General features: G+C 51.2%; 20 protein-coding genes. 9 read left to right on the forward strand and 11 right to left on the reverse strand.

Annotated elements, in window-relative coordinates; translation table 11 throughout:
* A complete protein-coding gene (gene lptF / locus R3187_RS04115) occupies positions 1 to 1,107 on the reverse strand; it encodes an LPS export ABC transporter permease LptF (protein WP_318965434.1) in 1,107 nt (368 codons plus the stop codon).
* A gap of 227 nt (positions 1,108 to 1,334) precedes the next feature.
* Here lptF and pepA point away from each other — a divergent pair, with 227 nt between their 5' ends.
* The 3 genes from pepA to R3187_RS04130 are packed head-to-tail and all read left to right on the forward strand — an operon-like array spanning position 1,335 to position 6,178.
* Positions 1,335 to 2,843 carry a leucyl aminopeptidase gene (gene pepA, locus R3187_RS04120; RefSeq protein WP_318965435.1) on the forward strand — a complete coding sequence of 503 codons (1,509 nt, stop codon included), beginning with the start codon at positions 1,335 to 1,337 and terminating at the stop codon, positions 2,841 to 2,843.
* Positions 2,843 to 3,292 (forward strand): DNA polymerase III subunit chi, encoded by a 450-nt coding sequence (locus R3187_RS04125; RefSeq protein ID WP_318965436.1) that lies wholly within the window; start codon positions 2,843 to 2,845, stop codon positions 3,290 to 3,292. Before pepA ends, R3187_RS04125 begins: the two co-directional genes overlap by 1 nt.
* Before the next feature lie 15 nt (positions 3,293 to 3,307).
* Positions 3,308 to 6,178: a valine--tRNA ligase gene (locus R3187_RS04130; RefSeq protein ID WP_318965437.1), complete on the forward strand. Its 2,871-nt coding sequence runs from the start codon at positions 3,308 to 3,310 to the stop codon at positions 6,176 to 6,178.
* Between the two features lie 174 nt (positions 6,179 to 6,352).
* On the opposite strand, the gene R3187_RS04135 is transcribed toward R3187_RS04130, so the two are convergent.
* Together R3187_RS04135 and R3187_RS04140 are read right to left on the reverse strand one after the other, a co-directional pair.
* Positions 6,353 to 7,156, reverse strand: a complete 804-nt coding sequence (locus tag R3187_RS04135) for a THxN family PEP-CTERM protein (protein WP_318965438.1) — start codon at positions 7,154 to 7,156, stop codon at positions 6,353 to 6,355.
* A 331-nt stretch (positions 7,157 to 7,487) separates the two neighbouring features.
* Positions 7,488 to 8,291 carry a THxN family PEP-CTERM protein gene (locus R3187_RS04140; RefSeq protein ID WP_318965439.1) on the reverse strand — a complete coding sequence of 268 codons (804 nt, stop codon included), beginning with the start codon at positions 8,289 to 8,291 and terminating at the stop codon, positions 7,488 to 7,490.
* Between the two features lie 401 nt (positions 8,292 to 8,692).
* Between R3187_RS04140 and R3187_RS04145 the strand changes: the two genes are divergently transcribed.
* A complete protein-coding gene (locus R3187_RS04145; RefSeq protein ID WP_318965440.1) occupies positions 8,693 to 10,198 on the forward strand; it encodes a Na+/H+ antiporter NhaC family protein in 1,506 nt (501 codons plus the stop codon).
* A gap of 171 nt (positions 10,199 to 10,369) precedes the next feature.
* Here R3187_RS04145 and R3187_RS04150 read toward each other — a convergent pair whose 3' ends face one another.
* The 5 genes from R3187_RS04150 to R3187_RS04170 all read right to left on the reverse strand — a co-directional run bounded on the left by R3187_RS04150 (position 10,370) and on the right by R3187_RS04170 (position 18,690).
* Positions 10,370 to 14,170 (reverse strand): efflux RND transporter permease subunit, encoded by a 3,801-nt coding sequence (locus R3187_RS04150; protein ID WP_318965441.1) that lies wholly within the window; start codon positions 14,168 to 14,170, stop codon positions 10,370 to 10,372.
* Positions 14,160 to 16,025: an efflux RND transporter periplasmic adaptor subunit gene (locus R3187_RS04155; RefSeq protein WP_318965442.1), complete on the reverse strand. Its 1,866-nt coding sequence runs from the start codon at positions 16,023 to 16,025 to the stop codon at positions 14,160 to 14,162. Before R3187_RS04155 ends, R3187_RS04150 begins: the two co-directional genes overlap by 11 nt.
* 55 nt (positions 16,026 to 16,080) lie before the next feature.
* The gene (locus R3187_RS04160) at positions 16,081 to 16,506 is read right to left on the reverse strand and encodes a hypothetical protein (protein ID WP_318965443.1); all 426 of its coding nucleotides are present in this window, start codon (positions 16,504 to 16,506) and stop codon (positions 16,081 to 16,083) included.
* A 141-nt stretch (positions 16,507 to 16,647) separates the two neighbouring features.
* A complete protein-coding gene (locus R3187_RS04165) occupies positions 16,648 to 18,252 on the reverse strand; it encodes an amidase (RefSeq protein ID WP_318965444.1) in 1,605 nt (534 codons plus the stop codon).
* Between the two features lie 99 nt (positions 18,253 to 18,351).
* Entirely contained in the window at positions 18,352 to 18,690 is a 339-nt protein-coding gene (locus R3187_RS04170; protein WP_318965445.1) for a metalloregulator ArsR/SmtB family transcription factor, read from the reverse strand.
* A gap of 216 nt (positions 18,691 to 18,906) precedes the next feature.
* On the opposite strand from R3187_RS04170, the gene R3187_RS04175 reads away from it, so the two are divergent.
* The 5 genes from R3187_RS04175 (at position 18,907) to R3187_RS04195 (ending at position 23,874) form a co-directional block, all read left to right on the forward strand.
* Positions 18,907 to 19,842, forward strand: a complete 936-nt coding sequence (locus R3187_RS04175) for a permease (RefSeq protein ID WP_318965446.1) — start codon at positions 18,907 to 18,909, stop codon at positions 19,840 to 19,842.
* A 102-nt stretch (positions 19,843 to 19,944) separates the two neighbouring features.
* A complete protein-coding gene (zntR, locus tag R3187_RS04180) occupies positions 19,945 to 20,397 on the forward strand; it encodes a Zn(2+)-responsive transcriptional regulator (RefSeq protein ID WP_318965447.1) in 453 nt (150 codons plus the stop codon).
* Complete coding sequence (locus R3187_RS04185; protein ID WP_318965448.1) at positions 20,397 to 21,509, forward strand: SO_0444 family Cu/Zn efflux transporter; 1,113 nt, start codon at positions 20,397 to 20,399, stop codon at positions 21,507 to 21,509. The genes zntR and R3187_RS04185 overlap by 1 nt, the downstream gene beginning before the upstream one ends.
* Before the next feature lie 111 nt (positions 21,510 to 21,620).
* Positions 21,621 to 22,112, forward strand: a complete 492-nt coding sequence (locus R3187_RS04190) for a TIGR03546 family protein (protein ID WP_318965449.1) — start codon at positions 21,621 to 21,623, stop codon at positions 22,110 to 22,112.
* A gap of 10 nt (positions 22,113 to 22,122) precedes the next feature.
* Positions 22,123 to 23,874, forward strand: a complete 1,752-nt coding sequence (locus tag R3187_RS04195; protein WP_318965450.1) for a TIGR03545 family protein — start codon at positions 22,123 to 22,125, stop codon at positions 23,872 to 23,874.
* A gap of 13 nt (positions 23,875 to 23,887) precedes the next feature.
* Here the strand turns inward: R3187_RS04195 and R3187_RS04200 are convergent, their stop codons facing one another.
* The 3 genes from R3187_RS04200 to R3187_RS04210 all read right to left on the reverse strand — a co-directional run bounded on the left by R3187_RS04200 (position 23,888) and on the right by R3187_RS04210 (position 26,543).
* Positions 23,888 to 25,255, reverse strand: a complete 1,368-nt coding sequence (locus R3187_RS04200; RefSeq protein ID WP_318965451.1) for a family 14 glycosylhydrolase — start codon at positions 25,253 to 25,255, stop codon at positions 23,888 to 23,890.
* A 168-nt stretch (positions 25,256 to 25,423) separates the two neighbouring features.
* On the reverse strand, positions 25,424 to 25,795 hold the full coding sequence (gene rraB, locus R3187_RS04205; RefSeq protein WP_318965452.1) for a ribonuclease E inhibitor RraB: 372 nt from the start codon (positions 25,793 to 25,795) through the stop codon (positions 25,424 to 25,426).
* Between the two features lie 4 nt (positions 25,796 to 25,799).
* A complete protein-coding gene (locus R3187_RS04210) occupies positions 25,800 to 26,543 on the reverse strand; it encodes a 1-acylglycerol-3-phosphate O-acyltransferase (protein WP_318965453.1) in 744 nt (247 codons plus the stop codon).
* Between the last annotated feature and the right edge of the window lie 30 nt (positions 26,544 to 26,573).

Here is a 26,573-nt window from a genome sequence, read left to right on the forward strand (position 1 = left end):
TCAGGCGCGCCCCGCTATCCAGGCCCGAAAACGCTGGGCACCGGCCCGGTTTCGCAGGATCAGAAACAGCCCGAGCAGCAGCGCGCTGCCATGCAGCCACCACATACCGAGTTCGGGCGGTATTTTGCCGTCTTCCAGTGCCGAACGGCCAATAATAAGTAAGGCATAGTAGCCCAGATACAATAACAATGCGGGTAGCAGCCGGCCAAACTTACCCTGACGCGGATTGACCCGGCTCAGCGGCACGGCTATCAGGGTCAGAATAGGAATCGATAATGGAATAGCTATCCGCCAGTGCCATTCTGCGGCCGCTTCAGCACTTTGCTGCTGCAATAATAACGGGGTACTTAAACTACTGAGCTTGCGCCGGCGTTGTTCAACTTGTTGTTCCCGTAACTGAATTTGATAGCGGCCAAATTCAGTGACTTCATAAGCCGGTGAGCGGCCATCGCCGGCATAGCGCCTGCCTTGCTGCAGCTCCAGCATCTGGGCGCCGCTGGCAGCATCTTCGCTGACGGCGCCGGTTTGCGCATAAACAATAGCATGCCGGCTTTGCTCGCCTTGCAGCTCAGTTTGCGCGACAAAAACCCGCGATAAATTATTGCCGGTGCGGCTTATCTCCTGCACGAAAATTACGGCCTGTTCATTGGCAGTATGCTGAAAACGTCCTGGTACCAGCGAAAATAAGCCGACATTACTGTCTGCTTTTTCCAGCAACTGATATTCGCGTTCAGTCGCCCACGGGCTGAGGTACAAAGTGACACTACCAGCCAGAATGGCCATCACCACCGACAATAACAAGGTTATACGGGTCACATACCATTCGCTGACGCCGGTAGCATGTAACACTGTCATTTCACTGTCGGCATACACCCGGCCATAGGCGACCAAAATACCTAAAAACGCACTTAATGGCAGAATAATAACCGCCAGCTGAGGTAACTTCAGGGCAACAATACTCATTACCAGCTGACCCGGTAAATCACCTTCAGAGGCATCAGCCAGAATTTTAACAACGCGCTGGCTGATTATAATGCTGGTCAGAATAACAAAGACAGCCAATTGGGCGCGAAACACCTCACCAATCAGATAGCGAAAAATAATCAAAAATGCCCCCTAAAACCTGTCTTTTTGCTGGAAACCTGGCAATTTTTAAGTAAACTTGATATTTATAGCAATTATTATCAGGCAAAGTACCGGGAAAGCCGAGCTTTTTTCTCAATTCACGGTAGAATTCAGCCATGTCATCAGCTGGCGCTTTAGTACAATTGCAATTGTTAACAGCTATTTGTTAATGGCTATAGTAGCACAGTCTATTAGAATCAGGAGTAAGTATGGAGTTCAGCGTTAAAAGCGGAAGTCCGGAAAAACAACGCAGCGCATGTATTGTTGTCGGCGTTTACGAGCCACGTCGTCTTTCCGCAGTTGCAGAGCAACTGGATAAAATCAGCGAAGGTTATATCAGCAATTTATTACGCCGCGGCGACTTAGAAGGCAAGCCGGGCCAGATGCTGCTGCTGCACCATGTGCCCAATGTGCTTAGCGAGCGGGTATTGCTGGTGGGTTGTGGTAAAGAACGCGAGTTGGACGAACGGCAGTACCGCCAGATTATCGCCAAAACCATCAGCACTCTGAACGAAACCGGTTCAATGGAAGCAGTATGCTTTTTATCTGAGTTGCACGTCAAAAGCCGCGATACCTACTGGAAAGTTCGCCATGCAGTGGAAACCACTCAGGACTGCCTGTATGTATTTGATCGCTTAAAAAGTAAAAAAGACGAAACCCGCCGGCCGCTGCGCAAAATTGTCTTTAATGTGCCTACCCGGCGCGATTTAACCATTGGCGAGCGCGCGGTAGAACAAGGTCTGGCTATTGCTGCTGGCATTAAACAATGTAAAGACGTGGGCAATATGCCGCCCAACATCTGCACCCCGGCTTACCTGGCCGAGCAGGCGCAGGCACTGGTTGAGTTATCTGATAAAATCAGCGTCGAAGTACTGGGTGCCGAAGAGCTGGCCAGCCATGGTATGAACTCCTATCTGGCAGTAGGTCGTGGCTCGGTCAATGGCCCGAAAATGTCGGTAATTAAATATAACGGTGCCGACAATGACAGCGCGCCGATGGTATTAATTGGTAAAGGCCTGACATTCGACTCGGGTGGTATCAGTTTAAAGCCAGGCGATGGCATGGATGAAATGAAATACGACATGTGCGGTGCCGCCTCGGTGTTGGGTACTATGCATGCCGTTATTGCTCTGGGACTGCCAGTCAATATGGTCGCTATTCTGGCAGCAGCCGAAAATATGCCTGATGCCAACGCTTACCGGCCCGGCGATATCTTAACCACCATGTCTGGCCAGACCGTTGAAGTGTTAAATACTGATGCCGAAGGCCGCTTAGTACTGTGTGATGCGCTGACCTATGCCGAGCGCTTTGATCCGGAGCTGGTGATTGATGTGGCTACCCTAACCGGTGCCTGTGTTATCGCTCTGGGTAAACATGCCTCTGGCCTGCTTAGTAACCACAACCCACTGGCGCATGAAATTCTCAATGCGTCAGAGCAAAGTGGTGACCGCGCCTGGCGCCTGCCGTTATGGGATGATTATCAGGAGCAACTGGAAAGCCCCTTTGCTGACTTCAGCAACTTAGGTGGCCGGGCTGCCGGTACTATTACTGCCGCCTGCTTTTTGTCACGCTTTACCCGCAAATATAACTGGGCGCACCTGGATATTGCCGGCACTGCCTGGCGCAGTGGTGGCAAAGACAAAGGCTCTACCGGCCGGCCGGTAGCGCTGTTAACCCAGTTTTTAATAAACCGGGCTGGTCACAACCAGGATCACTGATGGCGGTTACCTTTTATGTGCTGGCTGACAGCCAGCAGCCACCTGCAAATGAGCTGAGCGATTCGCCAGCTCATTTTGCTTTGGCATGTCAGCTTTGCGCCAACTTTTACCGCGCTAATCAGCGGGTTTTTGTTTATACTGCCAGCCAGCAAGATGCCGAGCTCATCGACCAGCTGCTGTGGCAGTTTGACCCAGATAGCTTTGTGCCACATAACCTTAGCGGTGAAGGCCCTGCCCGCGGTGCGCCGGTTGAAATAAGCTGGCAGCCTCCCCGGCAAAGTCGTCAGGTATTAATTAACCTGACGCCGGATATACCGGCCTTCGCCAGCCGGTTTGCCGACATTATCGAATTTGTTCCGGCAGAGGCCGCTGCTAAAGCACAAGCCCGGGAACGTTATAAGCAATATCGTCAGTCGGGAATTACTCCTGCTACCGTCAATGCCGACTGAACAACAGGTACTCTCATGGAAAAAACATTTAATCCCAGTCAGATAGAACAAGCCATGTACAGCGCATGGGAAAGCAAAGGCTATTTTAAACCGGCAGGCGATACTGGTAACGGTAGTTACTGCATTATGATCCCGCCGCCGAATGTGACCGGCAGCCTGCACATGGGCCATGCTTTTCAGCAAACCATTATGGATGCGATGACCCGCTATCAGCGGATGCGCGGCAAAAATACCTTATGGCAGGTTGGCAGCGACCATGCCGGTATCGCTACCCAGATGGTCGTTGAGCGGCAGCTGGCAGCGGCTGGCTTACCGGGCCGGCACGAGCTGGGGCGGGAAGCGTTTATTGAGAAAGTCTGGGATTGGAAAGCCGAATCGGGTGGCACTATTACCGCGCAAATGCGTCGCCTTGGCAACTCAGTCGACTGGGACCGTGAACGCTTTACCATGGATGCGGGGTTATCTGAGGCTGTGCAGGAAGTGTTTGTCAGGCTGTATCAGGATGACTTAATTTATCGCGGCAAACGGCTGGTAAACTGGGATCCGAAATTACATACTGCGATCTCTGATCTGGAAGTAGAGAATAAAGAGCAGCAGGGCCATATGTGGCATCTGCGCTATCCGCTGGCTGATGGTGCAGTTACCGAAGACGGTAAAACTTATCTGGTGGTCGCCACCACCCGACCAGAAACCATGTTGGGTGATACTGCCGTTGCCGTAAACCCGGCCGATGAGCGCTATCAGGCACTGATTGGCAAAGAGGTACTGCTGCCCTTGGTTAACCGGCGTATTCCCATTATCAGTGATGAACATGCCGATAAAGACAAAGGTACCGGTTGCGTTAAAATTACCCCGGCGCATGATTTTAACGATTACGAAGTGGGTAAACGCAATCAGCTGCCAATGATCAATATCCTGACCCAGGATGCCACTATCCGCAGTGACGGCGAATGCTTTCACAGCAATGGTGAACTTAACCCGGCAATAACAGCTGCTATTCCTGAAGAATATCAGGGGCTGGACCGCTATGACGCACGCAAAGCGATTGTCGCGGCATTTGGTGATGCAGGTTTATTAGAAAAAGTCGACAATTTAACCAATACCCTGCCCTATGGCGATCGCAGTGGCGTGGTCATTGAACCTTTACTGACCGATCAATGGTATGTGCGGGTCGCACCACTGGCCAAAACGGCTGTGGAAGCGGTGGAAAGTGGCCAGATTGAGTTTGTACCGAAACAGTATGAAAACATGTATTTCAGCTGGATGCGGGATATTCAGGATTGGTGTATCTCGCGGCAGCTGTGGTGGGGCCACCGCATTCCGGCCTGGTACGATAACGACGGCAAGGTCTACGTCGGCCGCACCGAGCAGGAAGTTCGCAGCAGCTATCAGCTAGCGGATGATCTGTTACTGAGCCAGGATGACGACGTGCTGGATACCTGGTTCAGCTCAGCACTGTGGACTTTCTCCACGCTGGGCTGGCCACAGCAGACAGACGATTTAAAAACATTTCATCCGACCGATGTACTGGTAACCGGTTTTGACATCATCTTCTTCTGGGTAGCCCGGATGATTATGATGACTATGCACTTTATCAAAGATGATGAGGGTAAACCGCAGGTACCGTTTAAAACCGTGTATGTTACCGGCTTAATCCGGGATGAAAATGGCGACAAAATGTCAAAATCCAAGGGCAACGTCGTTGACCCGCTGGATATGATTGACGGCATCAGCCTGCCCGATTTGCTGGCCAAACGAACCAGTAATTTAATGCAGCCAAAATTGGCTGAGAAAATAGCTAAACAGACTGAGCAGCAGTTCCCGGACGGTATTACCGCCAGTGGCACCGACGCGGTGCGGTTTACTCTGGCGTCACTGGCATCGACCGGCCGTGATATCAACTGGGATATGAAACGCTTAGAAGGTTATCGCAATTTTTGCAATAAACTGTGGAATGCCAGCCGCTATGTACTGATGAATACCGAAGATAAAGATTGCGGTTTTGGCAGTGAGACTAAGGTGTTGTCGCTGGCCGATAAATGGATTTTGGCGCAGTACCAGCAAACGGTAAAACAGGTTAATCAGTATATCGAAAGCTACCGCTTCGACTTAGCTGCCGCTACGTTGTATGAATTTACCTGGAACCAGTTCTGTGACTGGTATTTAGAGCTGACCAAACCGGTGTTGTTTAAAGGCAACGAGCAAGAGCAGCGCGGCACCCGCCATACTCTGGTAACGGTACTGGAAAGCCTGCTGCGTTTAATGCACCCGATAATGCCGTTTATTACCGAGACTATCTGGCAGTCGGTTAAACCTTTGGCAATGTCAGCTATTGAAAGCAGCAAAGCGGACAGTATTATGCTGCAGCCTTATCCGCAGTTTGATGCCAGCCTGGCAGATGATACCGCTATGGCCGATTTGGAATGGTTGAAAGCGGTGATTACAGCCATTCGTAATATACGCGGTGAAATGAATATTGCCCCCAGCAAGCCACTTGCGGTGCTACTGCGCAACCTGAATAGTGACGAGCAGCGCCGGTTAGCGCAGAATCAGAACTTTTTAATGGTAATGGCGAAGCTGAGCAACATTACCGTATTAGAGAGTGATGAGAAGGCACCTGCCAGTGCCACTCAGCTGGTCGGTAGCATGGATTTACTGATCCCAATGGCCGGTTTAATTGATAAAGAAGCAGAGCTCAGCCGGATTGATAAACAACTGGAAAAAACTCAGCAGGAACTGGCGCGAGTCAGCGGCAAACTGAATAACCCGGGTTTTGTCGCCAAAGCGCCTGAGGCTATATTGGCCAAAGAACGGGCTAAACAAGCTGAGTTAGAGCAGGCTGTGGTTAAGTTGCAGGCGCAACAGGCTGAGATAGCTGCGCTGTAAGTCAATACGGCGTCAGGATAACCAGGGCCCAGTAAAAAAGCGACATATTTGTCGCTTTTTTACTGGGCGGATACTTTGCGAAGCTCCGTTTTCTTCAATTAAAAAAACCGGAGCTAGCTCCGGTTATTATTCATGTCGTTATTACCCAGGCTCTGGCAATTAGTAATGCTGTTATTATTTCTTAACTGAACGGCGGCGACCGAAAACTGTAAAACCTAATAAACCCAGACCGAACAAACCTAACATGGCTGGTTCAGGCACATTTAAAGGACGGGTGGTAATAAAGAATCCAAACTGAGCAGGGGTAAAAGTTTTCTCACGGGTAGTAAAACCTAAACAACCATTTGCTTTACCTGCTCTGGCGCACGTTGCATCAGGTAAGGGAGTTAAATTACCTGATAACTCCACAATGCTCAGAAAATATGTCAGGCCATCATAAACAAATTCAGTATTTAATGCCCCAAACTGAATAACAAAAATATCATCACACACTGTCTCTGTTGGGAAATTACATGGTGTAGTGTTTGGCGTTTCAATGAAATCGACAAAAAAGTTAGTCGAAAACTGTGGTACAGCAGGGCCAACCGGATTAACCGGAGTCAAATCCAGAGTGGTTAAGATACTGGCAGTGGTCAATGTGCTATAAGTGCTGGAAAGCGTGTTATTGTAATGAGTAATAATATTAGTCGGTGCCGGCATCATATCGTTTGTGATCACACTACCCATTGCCGGTGAATTACTAATTTCTATACCACTACGTGAATTAATCGCACTTAGCGTTGGATTAGTATGATCACCACCCGCTCTGCCCCAGCTTATCAGTGAGTCATTTACTATTTGATTAGCATTTGCCCCACTAAAGGTTGCGCCCAACCATTCCGTTGTAACATTGTAAGACCACTCTATCACTGCTGCCTGGCTAAACGGCGCAATCAATAATGCAGCTCCCGCCAGCAACCCCTTACTTAATTTGTTCATATAAATCTCCATGATGGAACAAATGAGCAAACAACCATTATTATTTGCTTCCAACTCTCTACAGCACGTTACGTGCCACTTAGTTAAGATAATGCTTCTAAAGGAATTATTTAATCGCTCGTGCCAATTATGTAAACAATCGTGACACTCTAAATGTGTGAACTTAGCGTCATTAGCCAAGCAAACGGGAACAAAAGATCGAGGTGACTTTGCTAATTGTCTTAGTGTTGTCAGCACGCAAAACGGGCCGGCAGTTTGATATTTTATTTCGGCATAAAAAAACCGGAGCAAGCTCCGGTTTTTTTTAGTTTGCAGTACGTTACCGCATCATTTATTTCTTAGCTGAACGGCGACGACCGAAAGCTCTTAAACCTAACAGACCCAGACCAAACAATCCTAACATAGCTGGTTCTGGCACGTTCACCGGGCGGCTGGTAATAAGAAAACCAAATTGCGCCGGAGTAAAAGTACTCTCTTGTGTGGTAAAACCTAAACAGCCGTTAGCAACTCCAACCGCTGCACAGGTCGCATTAGGCAGTGGATTCAAGTTGCCTGTCAGTTCAACAATGCTGATGAAATACGTTACACCATCATATTCAAACTCACTATTTAGCGCACCAAACTGAATGACAAAGATGTCGTCACACACGCTGTCACTTGGATACCCACAAGGGCTGGTGTTTGGCGTTTCAAAAAAGTCGACAAAGAAATCAGTCATAAAAGCAGGCGCAGCAGGTCCAGCCGGATCGGTCGGCGTTAACGTCAGCGTAGTTCTTACCTCGGCGCTGAGCAGGGTGGCAAAGTTACTGGACAAGATATTGTTGTAGTGAGTAATAGTGTTTGTCGGCGCAGGCATCATGTCATTGGTAAATACGTTACCCACCGCTGGTGAATTAGTAATTTCCAGACCACTGCGTGAATTTGATGCGCCTTGGGTAGGATCAGTATGATCACCGCCAGTGCTGCCCCAACTAATCAGTGAATCATCCTGAAATGTAGTACCATTACCAGCAGTAAAGTCTGCATCAAGCCATTCGGTCGTGACGGTGTAGGACCACTCAATGACTGCCGCCTGAGTAAATGGCGCAACCAACAGAGCGGCACCCGCCAACATACCCTTACATAATTTGTTCATATTAAATCTCCTTGTTGGAACAAAAGGGCGAATAACCGCTAATATTCGCTTTCCCTATGAACAAAGCATTATTCAGGCCAATTTTTAAACCACTGTTTTCAATATAATTTAACATTTAAGAAAAGTATTGGTGTAAATTTTCATGACAATTATTCCGACTATTCATCGTTACGGTGCTGATTGGCGTGCCGCGAAGACAATTTTCTGGTGGAAAAATATTTTTTTGATATTATTGCGCCGTGGTTTTCCCTAGCCGAAGCCATTACAACTGGACAGATATTAACCGGTGAAATCGATAAACAATTCAGAAGTATTGATAGTGCGCTGTGTTGCGTTTTTTATCTGCTGCAGCGGTTCATTAACCCGTCTCTGATATCAGAGCTTTTATTTGAGAATACAAAATGTCAGCAGATAGCACCGTGGGAAATCTTGCCGAACCTGTTGCTGCCGCCATCGAAGCGGCCGCTGTTACCCCTTCCGCAATAAGTTTAATACCACCATTAGTTGTACTGACCTTTGCTGTCTGGTTAAAACGTCCTATTCTCGCGCTGATCCTGGGGGCTGTTATTGGCTTATTGCTGATAAACCCGTTAGATGCCTTAGCTAACTTTTCAGATATTTCTGTCAATGTAATGCAGGACGAAACTATCGGTTGGTTGATTCTGGTCTGTGCCGGCTTTGGTGCGCTGATTGGTTTGCTGATCCATACCGGCGGTGCTGTTGCCTTTGGCCGTTTCGGCGCCAGAAAAGCCAGTGGCCCCCGCTCGTCAATGTTTATGACTTTTTTGCTGGGCTGCGTTATTTTTGTTGATGACTATCTGAATGCATTGTCGGTTGGCGAAGCAATGAAGCGGGTCACCGATAAATTTAAAGTTTCCCGGCAAAAACTGGCTTATATCGTCGACTCCACTGCCGCGCCTGTTTGTGTACTGGTGCCTATTTCCACCTGGGCCGTATTTTTTGGTGGTTTGCTTGAAGACAATAACGTTGCTGAACAGGGCAAAGGCGTTGCCGTCTACATTGAAGCCATTCCTTATATGCTATACCCGATCGTGGCCATTATTGTGGTTATGCTGGTTACCTTAAAACTGATGCCTGATATCGGGCCAATGAAGAAAGCGGAACTGGCAACGCAACAGGGTACACCTGTTGAATGTGAATTAGCCGACAGCCCACAGGCAGGCGCACGGATGCAGAATCATGCTGTTGATGAAATGCCCTACCATACCAGTGATGAGTATGCCGTTAGCAGTATTGAAGAAGAATTTGAAACCAGTAACAAGCACGGTAAAGTGCATAACTTTGTGATGCCGATGCTGGCACTTATTGCGTTTACCATGCTGCTTGGCGAGTCATTAAGTGAACCGGATATTTTAAAAGGCGTGATAGCCGCCCTGGTATTTTCCTTTGTTTATTATGGCGTGCAACGGCTGATGTCGTTATCTGAAATGATGGACGTTATGATGAATGGCTTTAAAACCATGTTACCGGCAATCAGTATTGTTATTGCCGCTTTTATCTTTAAAGATGTCTGCGATAAACTCGGTCTGCCTTTGTATATTATCGAAAACCTGGCGCCATATATGAGCGCGCAAATGTTACCGGCGCTGGTATTTTTAGCCATGGCGCTGTTGGCCTTTGCCACCGGCTCCAGCTGGGGTATTTTTGCCGTTTCAATCCCGATTGTTATGCCACTGGCCTTCGCGGTGGATGCCAATATTCCACTGGTAATAGGCGCGCTGCTATCGGCCAGCTCATTTGGCAGCCAGGCCTGCTTTTACAGTGACTCGACCGTACTGGCAGCGCAAGGCTCAGGCTGTAACCTGATGAGCCACGCCTTAACCCAGTTCCCCTATGCCTTAATAGCAGCCATAATAGCCTTTTTTGGCTTTATCCTGCTGGCTTAATTTTGTGTTGTTTAGTCGGGCTTCAACGGTCGGCTTAGGGTGATCCGGTTTTCGCTTTTGGGCTTAAGCGTGAGACTGGAAACCCGATTTGGTTGCCACAGAGTGTCTGAGTGAGGGCGTCAGCCCGAACGAGTTGCTGTGGCAAGCCAAATGGGGTATTGCAGTCGAGCGCTAACGTGCTACACGAGCTACCCTTCGCTCCTCCATCGCACAATACAATACAGGCACCATAAATACGCTTAACAGTACAAATAACATCCCGCCAAAGGTTGGAATGGCCATGGGGATCATTAAATCAGCCCCGCGGCCGGTGGCACTTAACACCGGCAATAATGCCAGAATAGTGGTGGCCGAGGTCATCAGACAGGGCCGGATCCGCTTTGCTGCGGCTGAAAGCACCAGCGCCCGCACCTCTGCTTTACTGCCCGGTTTGCTGTCAGTAAAGGCCTGCTTTAAGTAACTGGCCATCACAATACCGTCATCGACTGCGACACCAAATAACGCCAGAAACCCCACCCAGACAGCAATACTCAGATTATACGCCTGCAGCTGAAACAGCTCGCGCAGGTTGGTACCAAACAGGCTGAAATTTAAAAAGCCGCTCTGGCCAAACCAATCGAGCATAATAAAGCCGCCGGCCCAGGCGACGGCAATGCTGCTGAAGATCATCATTGTGGTACTAACCCGCCTGAATTGCAGATACAGCAACATAAAAATAATAATAAGTGCCAGCGGTACCACCCACAGCAGCGTTGTCGCCGCCCGCTGCTGCTGCTCAAAACTGCCGGCAAAGCTGTAACTGACCCCGGCAGGCAACTGCCAGGCACCACTGCTACGCTGTTGATCCAGATAAACCGCAACAGCATCCACCACCTCGACTTCAGCCATGCCCGGCTTACCGCCAAAGGTGACATAGGCCGTTAAAAAGGTATTTTCAGAGCGGATCATCTGCGGTCCGCGCTGATAACGAATTTCCGCTAACTGGGTTAACGGCAGCGGATAACCGGCCGGGGTGTCGACTAATACGTCAGCCAGTTGCTCCAGGGTATCGCGCCGTTCGCGCATATAACGCACCCGGATCGGATAACGTTCACGGCCATCAATGATCCGGCCGGCATCCATACCACCAATCGCAGTGGCAATGGTCTGTTGCACCTGCTGCATACTCAGGCCATGCCTGGCGATTGCAGCCCGGTCCGGGTGAATTTCCAGATAAGGCTGGCCGACAACCCGCTCGGCATTGACTGTTGCCGCCAATACAGCAGGCGCCTGCCGCAGTATCTGCTCAAGCTGCAAGGCGCTTTGTTCCAACGTGACTAAATCCGGCGCCGCCAGTTTGATACCCATTGCTGCACGCATCCCGGTTTGCAGCATCAGCTGGCGGGTTTCAATCGGCTGTAATTTCGGCGCTGACGTGACGCCGGGTAACTGTGCGGCCTGAATAATCTCCTGCCAGATATCGTCCGGGCTGTTAATATGATCACGCCACTGCCGGTATGGCCGGCCATCGGGATCAGCGATTAACTCGCCATTACTGTCTCTGACAAATTGCTCTTCGGCGCTGTCATAGCGAAAATACTGCCGGTTGCCAGCAGTGTCAGTTTTATACTTGTTGTGATACTGAATAAGGGTTTCAATCATGCCAAGTGGCGCCGGGTCAAGCGCGGTGTCGGCCCGGCCAACTTTGCCGACTACCGAGCGCACTTCAGGAATAGCAGCAATCGCCAGATCCTGCTGTTGTAGCACAGCCAGGGCTTCTGCTATGGAGGCATGCGGCATCAGGCTGGGCATTAACAAAAATGCCCCTTCATCCAAGGCCGGCATAAACTCCCGGCCCATGCCGGGGTAACGCTGGGCTGTCGCGCTGTCGGCCTCTACCCAGGGCAATACCCGCTCAGCACCCAACCAGATACTAAGCCCGTGCAATACCAGCAACAGCGGCAGCAGCATAAACAGCAGCTTCACCTTTAGTATCAGTCGCAGCAACGGCAGATAGCACAGTAAAAACAGCCAGAAACACACGAGTACTGTGCCAAGCAGTGTGGCAACCAGCAGAATATTGCTCAGCAAGCCGGCAGCCGGACCCAGCGGCTGCCAAAAATAAGCCAGCAAGCCGGTGACTGATAATAACAACACTAACAACAGTAATGCCCGCAGCCGGGTACCAAAATTGTACGGCAGGGTTAAGCGGGGCCAGCGGGCAGCAAAACCTTGAAAGGTGTTTTTAAGCCGCTGCAGCCGCGGGGAGAACAGTAAAAACAGTAGCACCGGTAATAATGTTAACGCCAGCAAGGCTGCCGCCAGTAACACCAGGGTTTTACTGTAAGCCAGCGGACCAAACAGCTTACCTTCGGCCCCCGTCATACTGAATACCGGTAAAAAGCTGACTATAGTGGTGCTGATTGCCGTTACGATTGCCGGCCCTACCTCCTGCATCGCCCGCTGCACTGCAGCATAAGCACTAAGAGCGGGTTGCAGCTGCCGCTGGCGGATCAGGTTCTCACTGACAATGATCGCCATGTCGACAATGGTACCGATAGCGATAGCAATACCGGCCAGTGCCACGATATTGGCTTCTACCGCAAACAGTTTCATGCCGATAAAGCTCAGCAGCACCGCTAATGGCAACATAATACTGACGGCAAATACCGCCCGCAGGTGCCATAACAGCACCAGCACCACGATGATGGTAATCAGAATTTGCAGGCTTAGTGCCTGCTCGAGCGTACCCAGGGTTTCGTTAATCAGCTCAGAGCGATCATAAAATGGCACCACGGTCAGCTGACTTAAGGTCAGCCACTGTGGCCAGCTATCAGCCGCCTGTTGTTGTAAAAAGGTGGTCCATTGGCTGTTGCCCTCTCCCCAGGCGGGTAAGCCATTGGCATGGCTAAAGTCGGCTACTTGCGCCGCGCTGGTGTGTTGCCAGTCGATAACCGCTTTAACAGGCAGGCCGCGACTTAACTGGGCAAGTTTTGTGTAAATATTATCAATCGCCTGACGCGGATTATAACCCTGGCGCACCGTTACCACGCCACCCACTGCTTCTGCTCCTGCCACATCCAGCGCACCGCGACGCTGCGCCGGGCCGGTACTGACTTTTGCCACATCAGCTACCGTTATCGAGGTATTATCTGGTGCTAAACGCACTACCGCCTGTTCAATATCACTGAGGTTTTTGACTAAACCAACACCACGCAACAGGTATTCGACACCATTAAGCTCCCGGCTGCCGGCGCTGACATCCAGATTTGCCGCCATCACTGCATTACTGACGTCGGCCAGGCTAACCTGATAAATCCGCAGTAAGTCCGGATCAACCTCTATCTGATACTCGCGCTGATAGCCACCAATCGATGCAACCTCGCTGATCCCTTCCGCAGCCAGTAAACCGCTGCGTAAATACCAGTCCTGAATGCTGCGTAGCTCGTCCAGATCCCAGCCAGAGGTGTTGTTACCTGATGGGTCGCGGCCTTCTAACGTATACCAGAACACCTGGCCTAGTGCTGTCGCATCCGGCCCCAGGCTGGGTTGCACCCCGGCCGGCAATGTATCAGCTGGCAGACTGGCCAGTTTCTCCAACAGGCGGCTGCGTGACCAGTAAAACTCAACACTGTCATCAAAAATAACGGCAATACTGGAAATACCAAACATCGACAGCGTGCGGACATCCTTAACTCCGGCTACGCCCATCAGGGCGACACTGAGCGGGTAACTCAACTGATCTTCGACATCCTGGGGTGAGCGCCCCGGCCACTCGGTAAACACAATTTGCTGATTTTCACCCAGGTTTGGAATGGCATCCACCGCCACCGGTTTAAGCGGTATGCCGGTCTGCCAGCCAAAAGGCGCGTAGCCAACACCAACCAGGACCAGCAAAGCGCTGATCAGTAACACCAGCAGTTTCTGGCGCAGACAGCCACTAATCAGCTGGGAGAATAACGAGGTCTGTCGCCTTGCAGAGTCAGTGGGCATGACGGCCTCCATCGCTGTATTGTTGCTCTATATCGCCACAGCCCTGCATCCCAGGGCCAAAATACGGGTTTAGTATCGCGGATTGCTGCTGCAACCAGCTGGCTCCCTCACCGTCGCGTGCCATCGGGCAATATGCCCGGTACCAGCCGGCAGCCAGAATACCCTGCTCTGCCAGGGTTAACATGGCCTGCGTTTGCAAATAGTAAAGCTGCCGGGCCTGCTCAAGATCAGTGATATGTTCGCTGTGGCCGGCGCTCGCCAGTAATTCTGATACTTGCTGCTGCAAAGCTGCTGGCCAGCTAATTGTAGCAATCGCTTGCTCAAAGGCAGCAGTAGCCCGCTGCCAGCTGCTCAGATCATCTTCTGTTAACGCCAGATATAACTGCTGATAGGGTTCCAGAATGGCGGCTTGCTGGGTAGCCGTCAGACTAAAACTGGCTTGCTGCGCCGGCACGACCGCCGCTGCTGCTGCTGTTGGCTGATTTGTCATTTGCTGATGACCATGCCCCGCATGAGGATTGCCGCTTTGACCATCGGCAGAGAGCATACTGGGCAGGCCGCGGATTTGCAGCTCGCTGTCTAGGCGAAATGCCCCTTTGCTGACGACCAGCTCGCCTTCGCTCAGCCCCTCCAGCACCTGATACTGATCAGCAAAGCGCCGGCCCAGCACTACTTCGCGGCCTACATAGCTAGCCGGCTGGCCGGCCTGCTGTACATATACCAAGGATCGCTCGCCGGTATGTAGTATTGCTGAAGCCGGTATAAGCAATACATTATCCAGGCTGTCCAGCAGTCTGGCACGGGCTAACATACCCGGTAACAACCGGCCATCCGGGTTATCCAGCACAGCTCTGACGGTTACGGTGCGCTGGTTGCTGTCAACCTGGGGTTCCAGCAGCAATACTGTGCTGCTGAATGTTTCTCCCGGCAGGGCCAATAGTTCTACGCTGATAGTCTGGCCCGGGGTAATCGCGCCAAGCTGATGCTCAAAGGCTTCCAGTTCCAGCCAAAGCTTATCCAGCGCCAGCACGCTAAACAACGGCTGGCCGGCACTGACATGGGCACCTTCATTGACCATTTTATCCAGTACCCGGCCCGAAACCGGGGCACTGATGGTCACCGTGTCCTGCAGGCTTTCGCTCTGTAAAATATCGTCAATCTGGCTGGCAGGTATCCCTAACAGCCGCAAACGTCGTCGTGCAGCAGCTAACGTGCTGTCGGCCGCTAAACTGCTGCCCCGGGCGCCAGCCAGTTGCTTGGCCTGCACCAGTTCCTGCTGAATAACAATAAGATCAGGATTGAAAATTTCGACCATTGGCTGGCCGGCCGTGACATCGACCCCGCTGCTATCCAGGTAAAACTTGTCAATCCGGCCGGAGGTCCATGCACTGATGGTTTTAAGCCGGCTCTGATCAGCAGCCAGCTTGCCAACCAACGCCATACTATGCTGTGCTTGCTGTCGCCGCACAGGCGTTAACTCTGGCTGCAGCAATGCCTGAGCCCGCGGGCTTAACCGCACCGCGCCTAAAAATGGGTCAGAGTGATTTTCTGCTTCATCTGTAACAACCGGAATAAGCGCCATACCGCAAATCGGGCAGCGGTCATCCGGATCAGTGGAGCGGACATGCGGGTGCATCGCACAGGTATAGACGGTGGCGGGTTTATCACCCGTTATCAGCTGCTGCAGCGTGCTTTGACTTGCCTGCGGGCTTTGCAGGGCCTTTTCATGTTGGGCGTGGTCATGTTGGGCGTGATCATGCTGTTGCTGCTGAGCAGGCTCGGCCAACACCGCGCGGCTAACGAAAAGTAACACTGGCACACTGGCCAGCAAGCTGCTTTTAACCGGGATAAACATAGTAAAACCTCTGCTTTAGACATACCGAAAATAACCGTAGATAACACGGCCGGTATCAAATCAGCAGCAGGTTTTTACGCAAATAAAGTGGAACAGAGGGTCGCGGCGGGGGCGCCAGCGCAAAGTTGTCAACAGCATGGACAGTGCCAGGCCACAGTTCAGTAACCTGCAGCCAGCTTACTGATAATATCACTGCCGGCAGCGATAAAGGATCGAGCTGGGTTGCCTGGCTGTCGCAGCCGGAACAATTATCGTGGGTGCTGTTAAGGGGCAGTGAGCCGTTTTCTGGGGCATCGGTTAAGCTGATGGCACCATGACAAGGCGGTGTCTCTGAAGATTCGACGGCGTGCTGCGGATAATCAGCTGCAGCATAAGCCTGATTAACCAGACCATTACATAGCAGCAAACACCAGGACAGCGCTAAGCTGACCATCAACGGGATAGTCCAGTGCTTTTGCTGTTGTACCAAAGTACTTAACATAAAGTGCTTAACATAAGGTGCTTAACATAATGTTTGGATTAGCTGCCGTATTACTCAGTGAGTTTAGCTCAAAAAAGCCAGAGGCCATGGCCGCTAAGATTACGCCTTAGCGGCTAAAAAGTCAAAATTGCCAGCTTGAGCTTAGTGAGCTAACTGCTTTACAAAACCCGGTTGCTGATAGGCTGCCAGTTGCTGCTCCAGCAACGTGGCCAGCGCCAGCAGTTCGGGCTCTGTCCAGGGTAAACCGACCAGACTAACACCTAATGGCAAAATACCGCTGAAGCCTGCCGGCAAGGTAACCGACGGATAGCCAGCCACAGCCGCCGCCGTTGAGGTGCCAAAGTTAAAGGCATCGCCCTTCACATGATCAATCGGCCAGGCAGGACCATATGAAGGCAAAATAATGGCGTCAAAGCCCTGCTGTTGCAGATACTGATCCAGAGCAGCTTGTGCCAGTTGCCGGCTGCGGTTAAGCGCCTGCTGATAGCTGGCTTTATCGCTTTCCAGATCAATTGCCGCGGCCTGCTTCAGATATTCCTGGCCAAAGAAGCCCAAAGCGGCTTCGCCGATGGCCTGGTTAAAGGCAACAATTTCAGCCAGGGTATCGCGCTCAGCCGGCACCTGATAGTCTCGCAACCACTGTTCTAAATCACGTTTAAATTCATACACCAATACTTTTAGCTCTGCCTGATACAGCTCAGGCGGCAACTGCCATTTATCTGTACTTACCACTTCAATGCCGGCCGCCGTAAGCGTTGCTGCCAGCTTATCCAGCATCGGCGGTAACGCCTTGTCTTGCTTATCGTAGGCGCGAACCAGCAATACTTTGCTGGCGGTTGGGGTCTGCCTGGCTGCCGTGCTCAGCGGCAGGCTGAACTGACTTTTTGCCTCTGGGCTTAGCATCGCATCCAGCAGTAACGCGGCGCCATACACTGTTCTGGCCATCGGCCCGGCAATATCCTGCGCCGCGGCAATCGGAATAATGCCCTCGCCAGATACGGCAGAGCGACTGGGTTTAATGCCGACAATGCCATTGATTGCCGAGGGGCACATAATAGAACCGTCAGTCTCGGTGCCAACAGCCAGTAAGGTGAAATCTGCAGCCACCGCCACGGCAGAGCCGGAGCTTGAACCACAGGGGCTATGGCTGAGTAAGTGCGGATTGCGAACCTGGCCGCCAAGCGCAGACCAGCCGCTGGCTGAATTTTCACCCCGAAAATTGGCCCATTCCGACAGGTTAGCTTTGGCCAGAATAATCGCGCCGGCTGCGCGTAACTGACTGACAAGTTGTGCATCTGCAGGGGCAAGATGCCCCTGTAATGCCAGGGCCCCTGCCGTTGTCGGCAGGCTGTCCAGCGTCGCGATATTGGCTTTTAATACCACCGGCAAACCATGCAGCGTCGAGCGCACCTTGCCGGCGCGGCGCTCAGCATCCAGTTCCCGTGCCTGACTCAGTGCATCAGGGTTAATATCGCTTATTGCCGCCAGCTGATGGCCGCTGTTGTTATTGCTGGCGATTTGCTGCAGGTAATAGCTAACCAGCTGCTCTGAGTTCAGCTTGCCATCGGCTAAGGCCTGCTGCGCGGCAGCGGTTGACAGCCAGGTCGGGTTAATCGTGCTCTGTGCCGTGTCGGGCCCGGAGACAGCCGACTGAGTGCCAGGTGAAAGCGTTGCTACAGGTTGATTACTGCAAGCGCTTAGCGTCAGCAGCAGGCCAAAACCCAAACCTAAAACAAAATGGCGCATCAGTGTTCCTTAGTAAACGTTAACAGTCCATGCTAACCGCTTGCGAGCGGTTTGCCGCTACCTTTTATCGCACCGCAGTGGTTATTGTTCGCAAAAACATCAGCATTTGGCCGCAACGTTACCCTTTTTATTAATCGCTAATAATGACTGACCATCTGCTGCACAGCATTCAGCATATAAATATCCCAATAAGGCGTCCACCACGTCAAACTGCAACTGACAGTACAGTGTTCTGCCCTCACGCTGTTGCTGCAGCAAGTCTACCTTAATCATCCGGGCAAGATGATGCGACAGGGTGGAAGCCGGAATATCCAGCTGCTGCTGAATATCACCTACGCTCAGGCCCTGCCGGCCGGCTTTTACCAGAATACGAAAGATAGCCAGTCGGGTACTGTGTCCCAGCTCTGCCAGCCGGGCTGCGGCCAATTCAAGTTCCATGGTTTACTCCTGTTATTACTTATTGTTAGTGCTGACTGTTGTTACTGACTGGTGCCAGAAAATAAAATCATTCTATATTTATCGAAGCATATTGACAATTCCATATTAGTAGAAATAAAATGATTCCACTAACATAGAATCATTAGCGCCCAACCGGGCTTTTTTATTAACCTATATTTCGATATTTGCAGATATATAAAATTAAGGAGTGCAATAATGTTAGATTTGACCCCTGCTAGCCAACATGCGCTATTGGACAGTCTGCGGTTCTTTGTAATCGTATTCAGTGAACTGCTGGTGCTATTTGTGCTGATCAGTATGCTGGTCAGCTGGCTGCAGCTTAAAATTCCCAAAGCGCGGGTAAAAGCGCTGCTGTCAGGCAAAAGTGGTTATATGCTGGCAGCTGGCCTTGGCGCTATTACGCCGTTTTGCAGTTGCTCCACCCTGCCCATGATGGTTGGACTGCTGCGAGCCAACGCCGCTTTTGGTCCGGTAATGACCTTTCTGTTTACCTCGCCACTGCTAAACCCGTATTTAATCGCCATGCTATGGGTTATTTTCGGGTTGAAACTGCTGCTGATCTACAGTATTGCCGTGCTGGGCGTCGCTATTGCCAGCGGCCTTATGCTGCAGGCTTTTAATTTTCAGCGGTTTGTTACCTTGCCTGCACCAGCCAACAGCTGTTGTGGCAGCGGTAATAGCACAGTGGCAGTGCAAACTAACAGCAGCGTTTCAGTTAGTGCGCTACTGCGCCAGGCCATTAAAGAAACCCGAAGCTTTTTACCGCATATCGCGCTTGGCGTTGCCGTAGGTGCGGTGATCCACGGCTATGTACCGGCCTCGCTGCTGGCAGGCTTAAGTAACAGCAACCCCTGGTGGCTGGTCCCGGCAGCGGCACTTAGTGGCATATTATTGTATGTACGGGCCAGTACTATGCTTCCCCTGGCCGCTACGCTGGTGGCTAAAGGGGTCAGTTTAGGTACCGTGATGGCACTGACCATCGGTGGTGCCGGTGCCAGCCTGCCAGAGATGATTATTTTAAAACGGCTGTTTCAATGGCCACTGATGATTGCTTTTGTAATGGTGGTACTGGGCACGGCAATAATAACAGGCTTTAGTATTCAGCTGCTGCTAGGCATTAGCGCAGTTTAACAGGCCATGCCGGCTCATTTCAGTAAACCCTTGACTCTGGAGTAAGCTCAAGGGTTTATACTGTGCCCATAGTCGTTGCCAGCTGATAACAGGAGCAGACAGATGAAGATTGGTGAGTTAGTGAAACGGCATGGGGTCAGTGTGGATACCATTCGCTTTTATGAGAAACAGCAGCTGTTAAAGCCAAGCGCCCGCTCTGAAGCAGGTTACCGCCTGTACAGCGAAGCGGACAGCCAGCGCCTGGCCTTTATTCTGCGCGCAAAAAGTGTCGGTTTCAGTTTGCAGCAAATTCACGAACTGCTGCAAATTGAAGATAACAAAAACCAGTGGCAATGCAGTGATGTGAAAGACAAGGTACAACAAAAGCTTACGGAAATTGCCAGGCAGCTGGCAGAACTTAGTCAGTTTCAGCAGGCACTGCAACAACTCGACGAGGCCTGTTGTGGTGGCAGCATCAGCGCCACTGAGTGCTCGATTCTGACAGCGCTGGAGCAAGGCAGCACGGTTAAACCGGAACAGCATACTGGTGAGCAACATAATAAGGAGCACAACTGATGCTAAGTTTTATCGACAATTTCTGGCAGCTGTTTGTGCTGTCAGCCCCGTGGCTGCTGGTCGGGTTAGTGGTGGCAGCAATAATGAAAGTCTGGATCCCGATGAGCTGGCTGCAGCAGCAACTGGGCGGTGATGGCATAAAACCAGTGATAAAGGGTGCCTTGCTGGGCGCACCACTGCCGCTGTGCAGTTGCGGCGTGATCCCGGCCGCGATGCAGTTACGTCGCGGCGGTGCCGGCAAAGGGGCAACCGTTGCTTTTTTAAGTGCCACCCCGGAAACCGGTGTCGACTCGATTTCCGTTTCCTATGTGTTGCTTGGGCCGGTAATGGCGATAGTGCGGCCGGTTGCGGCGATAATAAGCGCCATTGTCTCGGGTTTATTAGTCGGTAAGGCCAGTGAACCAGCAATCCCGGTCACAGAGCCAGCCCCTGCTCTGCCAACAGCAAAAAGTTGCTGCGCCGGCAAAGCCGCAGCGGTAATCAGCGAACCGGTTAAAGCGTCATGTTGTGCCACTAATCAAACCAAAGCGGCAAAATTAACGCTGTGGCAGCAGGCAAAACAAGGCCTTCAGTACAGCAGCGGCAAACTGCTCAGCGACTTTTACCTGTGGCTGCTGCTGGGCTTATTTTTTGCTGCGCTGGTGCAAACCCTGGTGCCGATGGATTATTTAACCCAGTACGGCAGCAGCATCTGGACCATGCTGTTAATGGTGCTGATTTCAGTACCCATGTATGTCTGTGCCACCGCATCAACCCCTATCGCCGCAGCGATGATGCTGGTGGGCATCTCGCCCGGTGCAGCGCTGGTGTTTATGCAGGCTGGCCCGGCAACTAATATTGCTACTATCAGTGTGGTGTATAAAGAGCTCGGTAGCAGAGCGCTGGCCGCCTATTTATTCGGGGTTATCGTAATGTCGGTGCTGTTTGGCTGGTTGCTGGATCAGGGCCTGGCCTATTTTGATATCTCCGTGCAGGGCGCAATGCAACACCAGCACTCGGTATTACCCGGCTGGCTGGAACTGGCGGCAGCCCTGTTGTTGGCAGGCTTAATCCTGCGCATTATCTGGCGCCAGCTTAATCAACGCCGGCTGCGTCATCAGCTGCAATCATAACGTGGCTAAAATCTTCAGATAAATCCTTGTTTTACCCACCGGCGGCTGACAAACGCCGGTGTGGCTGTTACCTTATATAACAGCAACCATTGTGACGATAAAGGATGTCCCATGCTAACCCTGCTTGCCCGAATTCTGAAAGTACTGAACTCTGAAGCTTCACCCTGGCAAATAGGCTGGGGCATTGGTTTGGGGTTGCTGGCCGGTTTACTGCCATTTGGCCTGCTGACCCTGCTGATTTTGCTGCTGGTGTGCCTGCTCACCGTCAATCTGGCGACCTTTCTGCTGGTATGGGGCCTGTGCAGTGGCCTGATGTTTATTTTCGGTGACGCGCTGGAAAGCCTTACCTGGCAATATGCGCAACATCCTGCGCTGTTACAGTTACTGGCTAAAAGCGAAACGCTGCAATTATTTCATCTGCATCACACCCTGGTGCTGGGTGCCTTTGTGCTGGGCCTGCTGTTACTGTTGCCAGTGGCCTGGCTTGGCACCGTGCTGGTCAGACAATATCGTGGCCGGGTGATGAGCAAACTGCAGCAATGGAAAGTGGTGCAGATGTTAAAAGCCAGCAAGCTGGTTCAGCTGTATGAAAAATTAAATTAAGGAGCGAGCAATGATCCGTAAATCCGGTTGGTTAATTTTTCTCACCCTGCTCGCTGCCGTGTTGGCACTGGTTTATCTTTTTCTTGGCACCGCTATCCGGCTTGGCATGGTCTACACCCTGGAAAAAGCAGTCGGTGCCGAAGTCAATATCAGTAATGTCTCGGTCAGCCTGGCCCCGCTTACCCTTAACGTCAGCGAACTGCAAATTACCGATAACGCCAAGCCCAGCCATAACAGTATCAGCTTTAGCAATGCCCGCGCTGCGCTTGAAGTGTGGCCGGCGTTACTTGGTTATTATGTGATCAACGACTTATCAGTTGATGGCTTAGCCTATGGTACTGAGCGCAGCAGTCCGGGCAAAGTATTTCGCGGCCCTAATGCCGACCCTGCCGATAAAGTCGATTTTCAGCAATTGCTGCGGCTTGACTTACCCAATGCCGACGAGCTATTGGCCCGGGCCGATTTAAAAACGGTCGAGCGCGGTGAAGAGTTAACACAACTTGCTAAGAGCCAGCAGCAGGTATTGCGTGATATTCAGTCGCAATTACCCGACAAAGAAAAACTTGAGCAAATTCAGGCAGAGATTAAAGCGCTTACCGACAGTAAAATTGATAATGCCGCCGATTTAACAGCCAAGGCGGCGCAGCTGAAAAAACTGCAGGACACCCTGCGGATTGAACAGCAGAAATTAAAAGACGTGCAGCAAACCCTTAGCCAGAGCAGGCAGCAATTGCAACAGGCAGTAACCGCCGTGCGTGAGGCCAGCAGCAGTGACTGGCAGAAATTGCAGGATCTGGCCAATATTGGCGACGGTGGCCTTGCGCCAATCAGCCAGATTTTACTGGGTGATTTCTGGGGTGAGCGGATTGGCCAGTTAGAGGCGGTATACCGGCTGGCCGCACCGTATATTCCGGAAAAGTCAGCCAAGGCTAAGCAAACAGCTGAGCCTGAAATCACTCTGGCTAACCGGATTTTGCCACTGCCGAGCCAGCCCTATCCGGATTTCTGGATTAAAAACGCCCGGGTTAACTGGCTGATCGGTGGCGGCGAAGCGTTAATAGAATTGCAGGATATTACTGCGCAACATCAGATTATAAATGCCGCAACCCGCTTTAATGCCGAGGTAACTGGCCTGCCCCAGCTGTCATTGCTGAAGCTGGATGGTGACTTTGCCGTACTGGAGCAAATGGTCACCAATGTAAACTGGCAACTGCAGGGCATTCAGGTAGACAGTATGGATATTGGCCGTGATGATATCCTGCTTAAACTGGCCAGTGCCACTTTAAATACCAGCGGCAAGCTTAATCTGGTCGACAATAACGTAGAGCAGCAAGCCAGGGTAGTACTGCAGCAAGCTGAGTTCAGCGCCAGTGATAATAAATATGTGCAGCAGCTGGCGACGCTGCTGAATCAGCAGGCAGAAATCCCGCTTAACTTAAACGCCAGTGGTTTAATCAGTGCACCGGAAGTGAGTATTCGCTCACCACTCGACAAGCTGCTGGCCGATGCGATACTGGGTGAAGCCAAAGCGAAAATTGCAGAACTGCAAACCGAGTTACGCAGTAAACTCGACAGCAAACTTCAGCAGCAGCTGGCTGGCCAGAGCGAATGGCTGAGCATGCTGGATCAGCAGGACAGTGCAGCCGAATCAATCGAAAGTAACATTGAGCAAATGCTTAATGCTAAACTGGCCGATGTGAAAGAACAGGCCGCTGATAAATTAAAAGATAAGTTACGCAAGCAGCTTGGCGGTGGCGGCTAACGCACTTAATATGCTAACGACGCATCTGGCGGATTAACTGCTGATAACGGCGCTGACCAATGCCACCATCGGTAACCTGAGCCAGTCGAAGTACGGTCATGCCCTGATAATTACCACGGCGAAATACTGCATCAATATTGTCCCAACCCTGCTGATGTGTAACGCCGCCTGCCAGGGCGTTCTCCCCTTTTACCACCACCTGCTGGCGGGTTGCTTCAGCGCCCAGCCAGCCAACCAGGGTTTTGGCCAGTGACTGACTGCGGCTATCTGGCAAATCGTCCATTTCCAGCGCAGTAAAGTGCAATACAATGCCGCGCGGTTCATTGCCAAACGCCGCTGCTAAGCCAACAATACCGGCATAACCAAAACCATTGTCAGCACTGAACGGCAATGCACTAGTGATTAGCCCGGCAGCCAGCTCGGCGCTGCGTTGGCTGTGGTCCGTTGCCGCTATTTTCCAGTGAATACCCGGGATTTTAAAGCCCAGTTCAATGCCAGCCAATTCATTTGAAAAAGCCACTAACGCCGCAGTCAGCATACGTTTGCCATGGGACAGCAGCGCCATATGATACCAATCAATATAATCCCGGCCATAAGCACTGTTAAACGCCGCACCACTGGCGATAAAACTATCGCCATCTGTGGGCGGCGACAGCTGGCTGAACGCGCTGAAATGAGTTTGCCAACTTTGATTCAGCGCCGCCACGCTCTGATACTTTTGCCGCATAGCAGCGCGAAAATCGCTGATCGCTAAATCTGAATATGCCTGAAATCCGCCACGACTGGGATAAGCGGTTCTGCCACCATCGTGGCCGTTGTAAGAGGGGTAGCGCAATTCACCAGCCGGCCCCATAGAAATATTAATTTCACTGATATCCGCCGCCATTGCCGCATATTGGCTGGCAAACGCCTGCATAAACTCAATATATTGCGGCAGCACCCATTGGTCGGCCCACAATGCGACCGTTTCAGTGGAACGGTTACCAAATTCGCTCTGATACTGCAGATCTGCAGCCGCAACACCCTGCTGGCGAAAATGCTGCCAAATCCACGGCGGCAACGGAATATCACAATCATCACCGACATTGCCACCACATTGATGAAACGCCATTATTGGCACTATTTTAAGCCCGGCAGCCCGGATATCGCTGAAAACTGCATCATAGTAGCGCCAGTCAAATTGCTGATCAGCCGTGCGCTCTACCAGCCCCCACCAGATATCAACTGATACGCCATCAACTCCGATTTGCCTGGCTATCGTCAGTTGCCGTTGAAATTCAACCCGATCAGTCACCTGCAGCGGCGCCATTACATTAGCAGTAAAGGCACTGATCAGCCCGGAGTAAAACAGCAAAGCAAACCAAAAAGGTCGTAAGAGCATCGGTGGCCTCCATAGCGGCATTAACGGTTATCCTGACCGCATTAAAACGCGCTGATGCACTGTAAGTCTTGTTCAGTTACGACAAAAGCAGACCCGTTAATATCAGCTAGCCCGAAGCACAAATAAAAAAGCCGCTATAAAGCGGCTTTTTTATTGCTAAACAATATCTTACTCTTCGTCGTCGTCCAGCTCGAAGTCTTCTTCGTCACCTTCAAAGTAGGTGCCCCAGCCGTCGTATTCTACGCCGTGTTTATGGGCCAGTTGTTCCAGCTTTATCGCATCGGCGACAATCGGGGCAACTTCCAATGATTGTTCACGAATAGCATCGAACACCCAGGCACTGGCGCCATCTTCGAACTCGACCTCTTCAGCGTCGGTGACTTCATAGCCCATCTTAAACAACTCTACCGCCAGTTTTTCCAGCTTGTTAAAGTCTTTATCGTAGAAATGGTGTTCAACGGTATAAAGTGCATCCGGATCGCTGCCATCTTCCAGCAGCGCGCCTATGGTGTCTTCAGTAAATTCCTGCCAGTTTTCCATGCAATTACTCTTCTGATTTGCTGTTTCGCGCAGTGTAGTCGTTGCCGAGCTCTTCATCAAGCTGGCTGATTTGTTCTGCCATCTGTAATCGAATATTTTTGGCAAACTGGCGCAGGTTATCGTCTTTGCTCAGCGGCACTGGCGCGGCAAAGCGGACAATCACTTTGCCGTTATTCCAGCGGTTAAATTTAAACTGACCATGAGTGCTGCTCATCGTTACCGGTACCAGTGGCACATTTGCTTCCAGCGCGATATGAAAAGCACCCATTTTAAAGGGTAATAAACCACGGCCATAACTGCGGGTACCTTCGGGGAACATCCAGACTGAAATTTTATGCTGCGAAATTCGCTCAGCTGCAGCCAGCATGGTACTTAGTGCTTTATTTTTATTATCACGGTCAATCATGATATTGCCGCTGAGCCAGTATAACTGGCCGAAAAACGGAATATATTTCAGGCTTTTTTTGCCAATGGTTACCGTGCGTGGCAAAACGGTGCCACTTAGGGTAAATAAATCGAGGTTGTTCTGATGGTTGGCGATAAACACATAGGGCTCACCGGCAATGATGGCCGGATCGCGCCGCACTTCAACGTCGATACCGAGGATCCAGGAGACCTTGCCATACCAGCGGCTGAACAACGCGACATTATCAGGGTGAAAGGGCCTGAACAAACAGACGATTAACCCTGCTACTGTACTGATGATAAAAAATAACGTCAGTAATATTAAACGAACTACCGCAATCACTATCGGGCCCCTTTGGGATAAAAGGGGCAC

The organism is Arsukibacterium sp. (assembly GCF_033721375.1).
Taxonomy (GTDB): domain Bacteria; phylum Pseudomonadota; class Gammaproteobacteria; order Enterobacterales; family Alteromonadaceae; genus Alishewanella.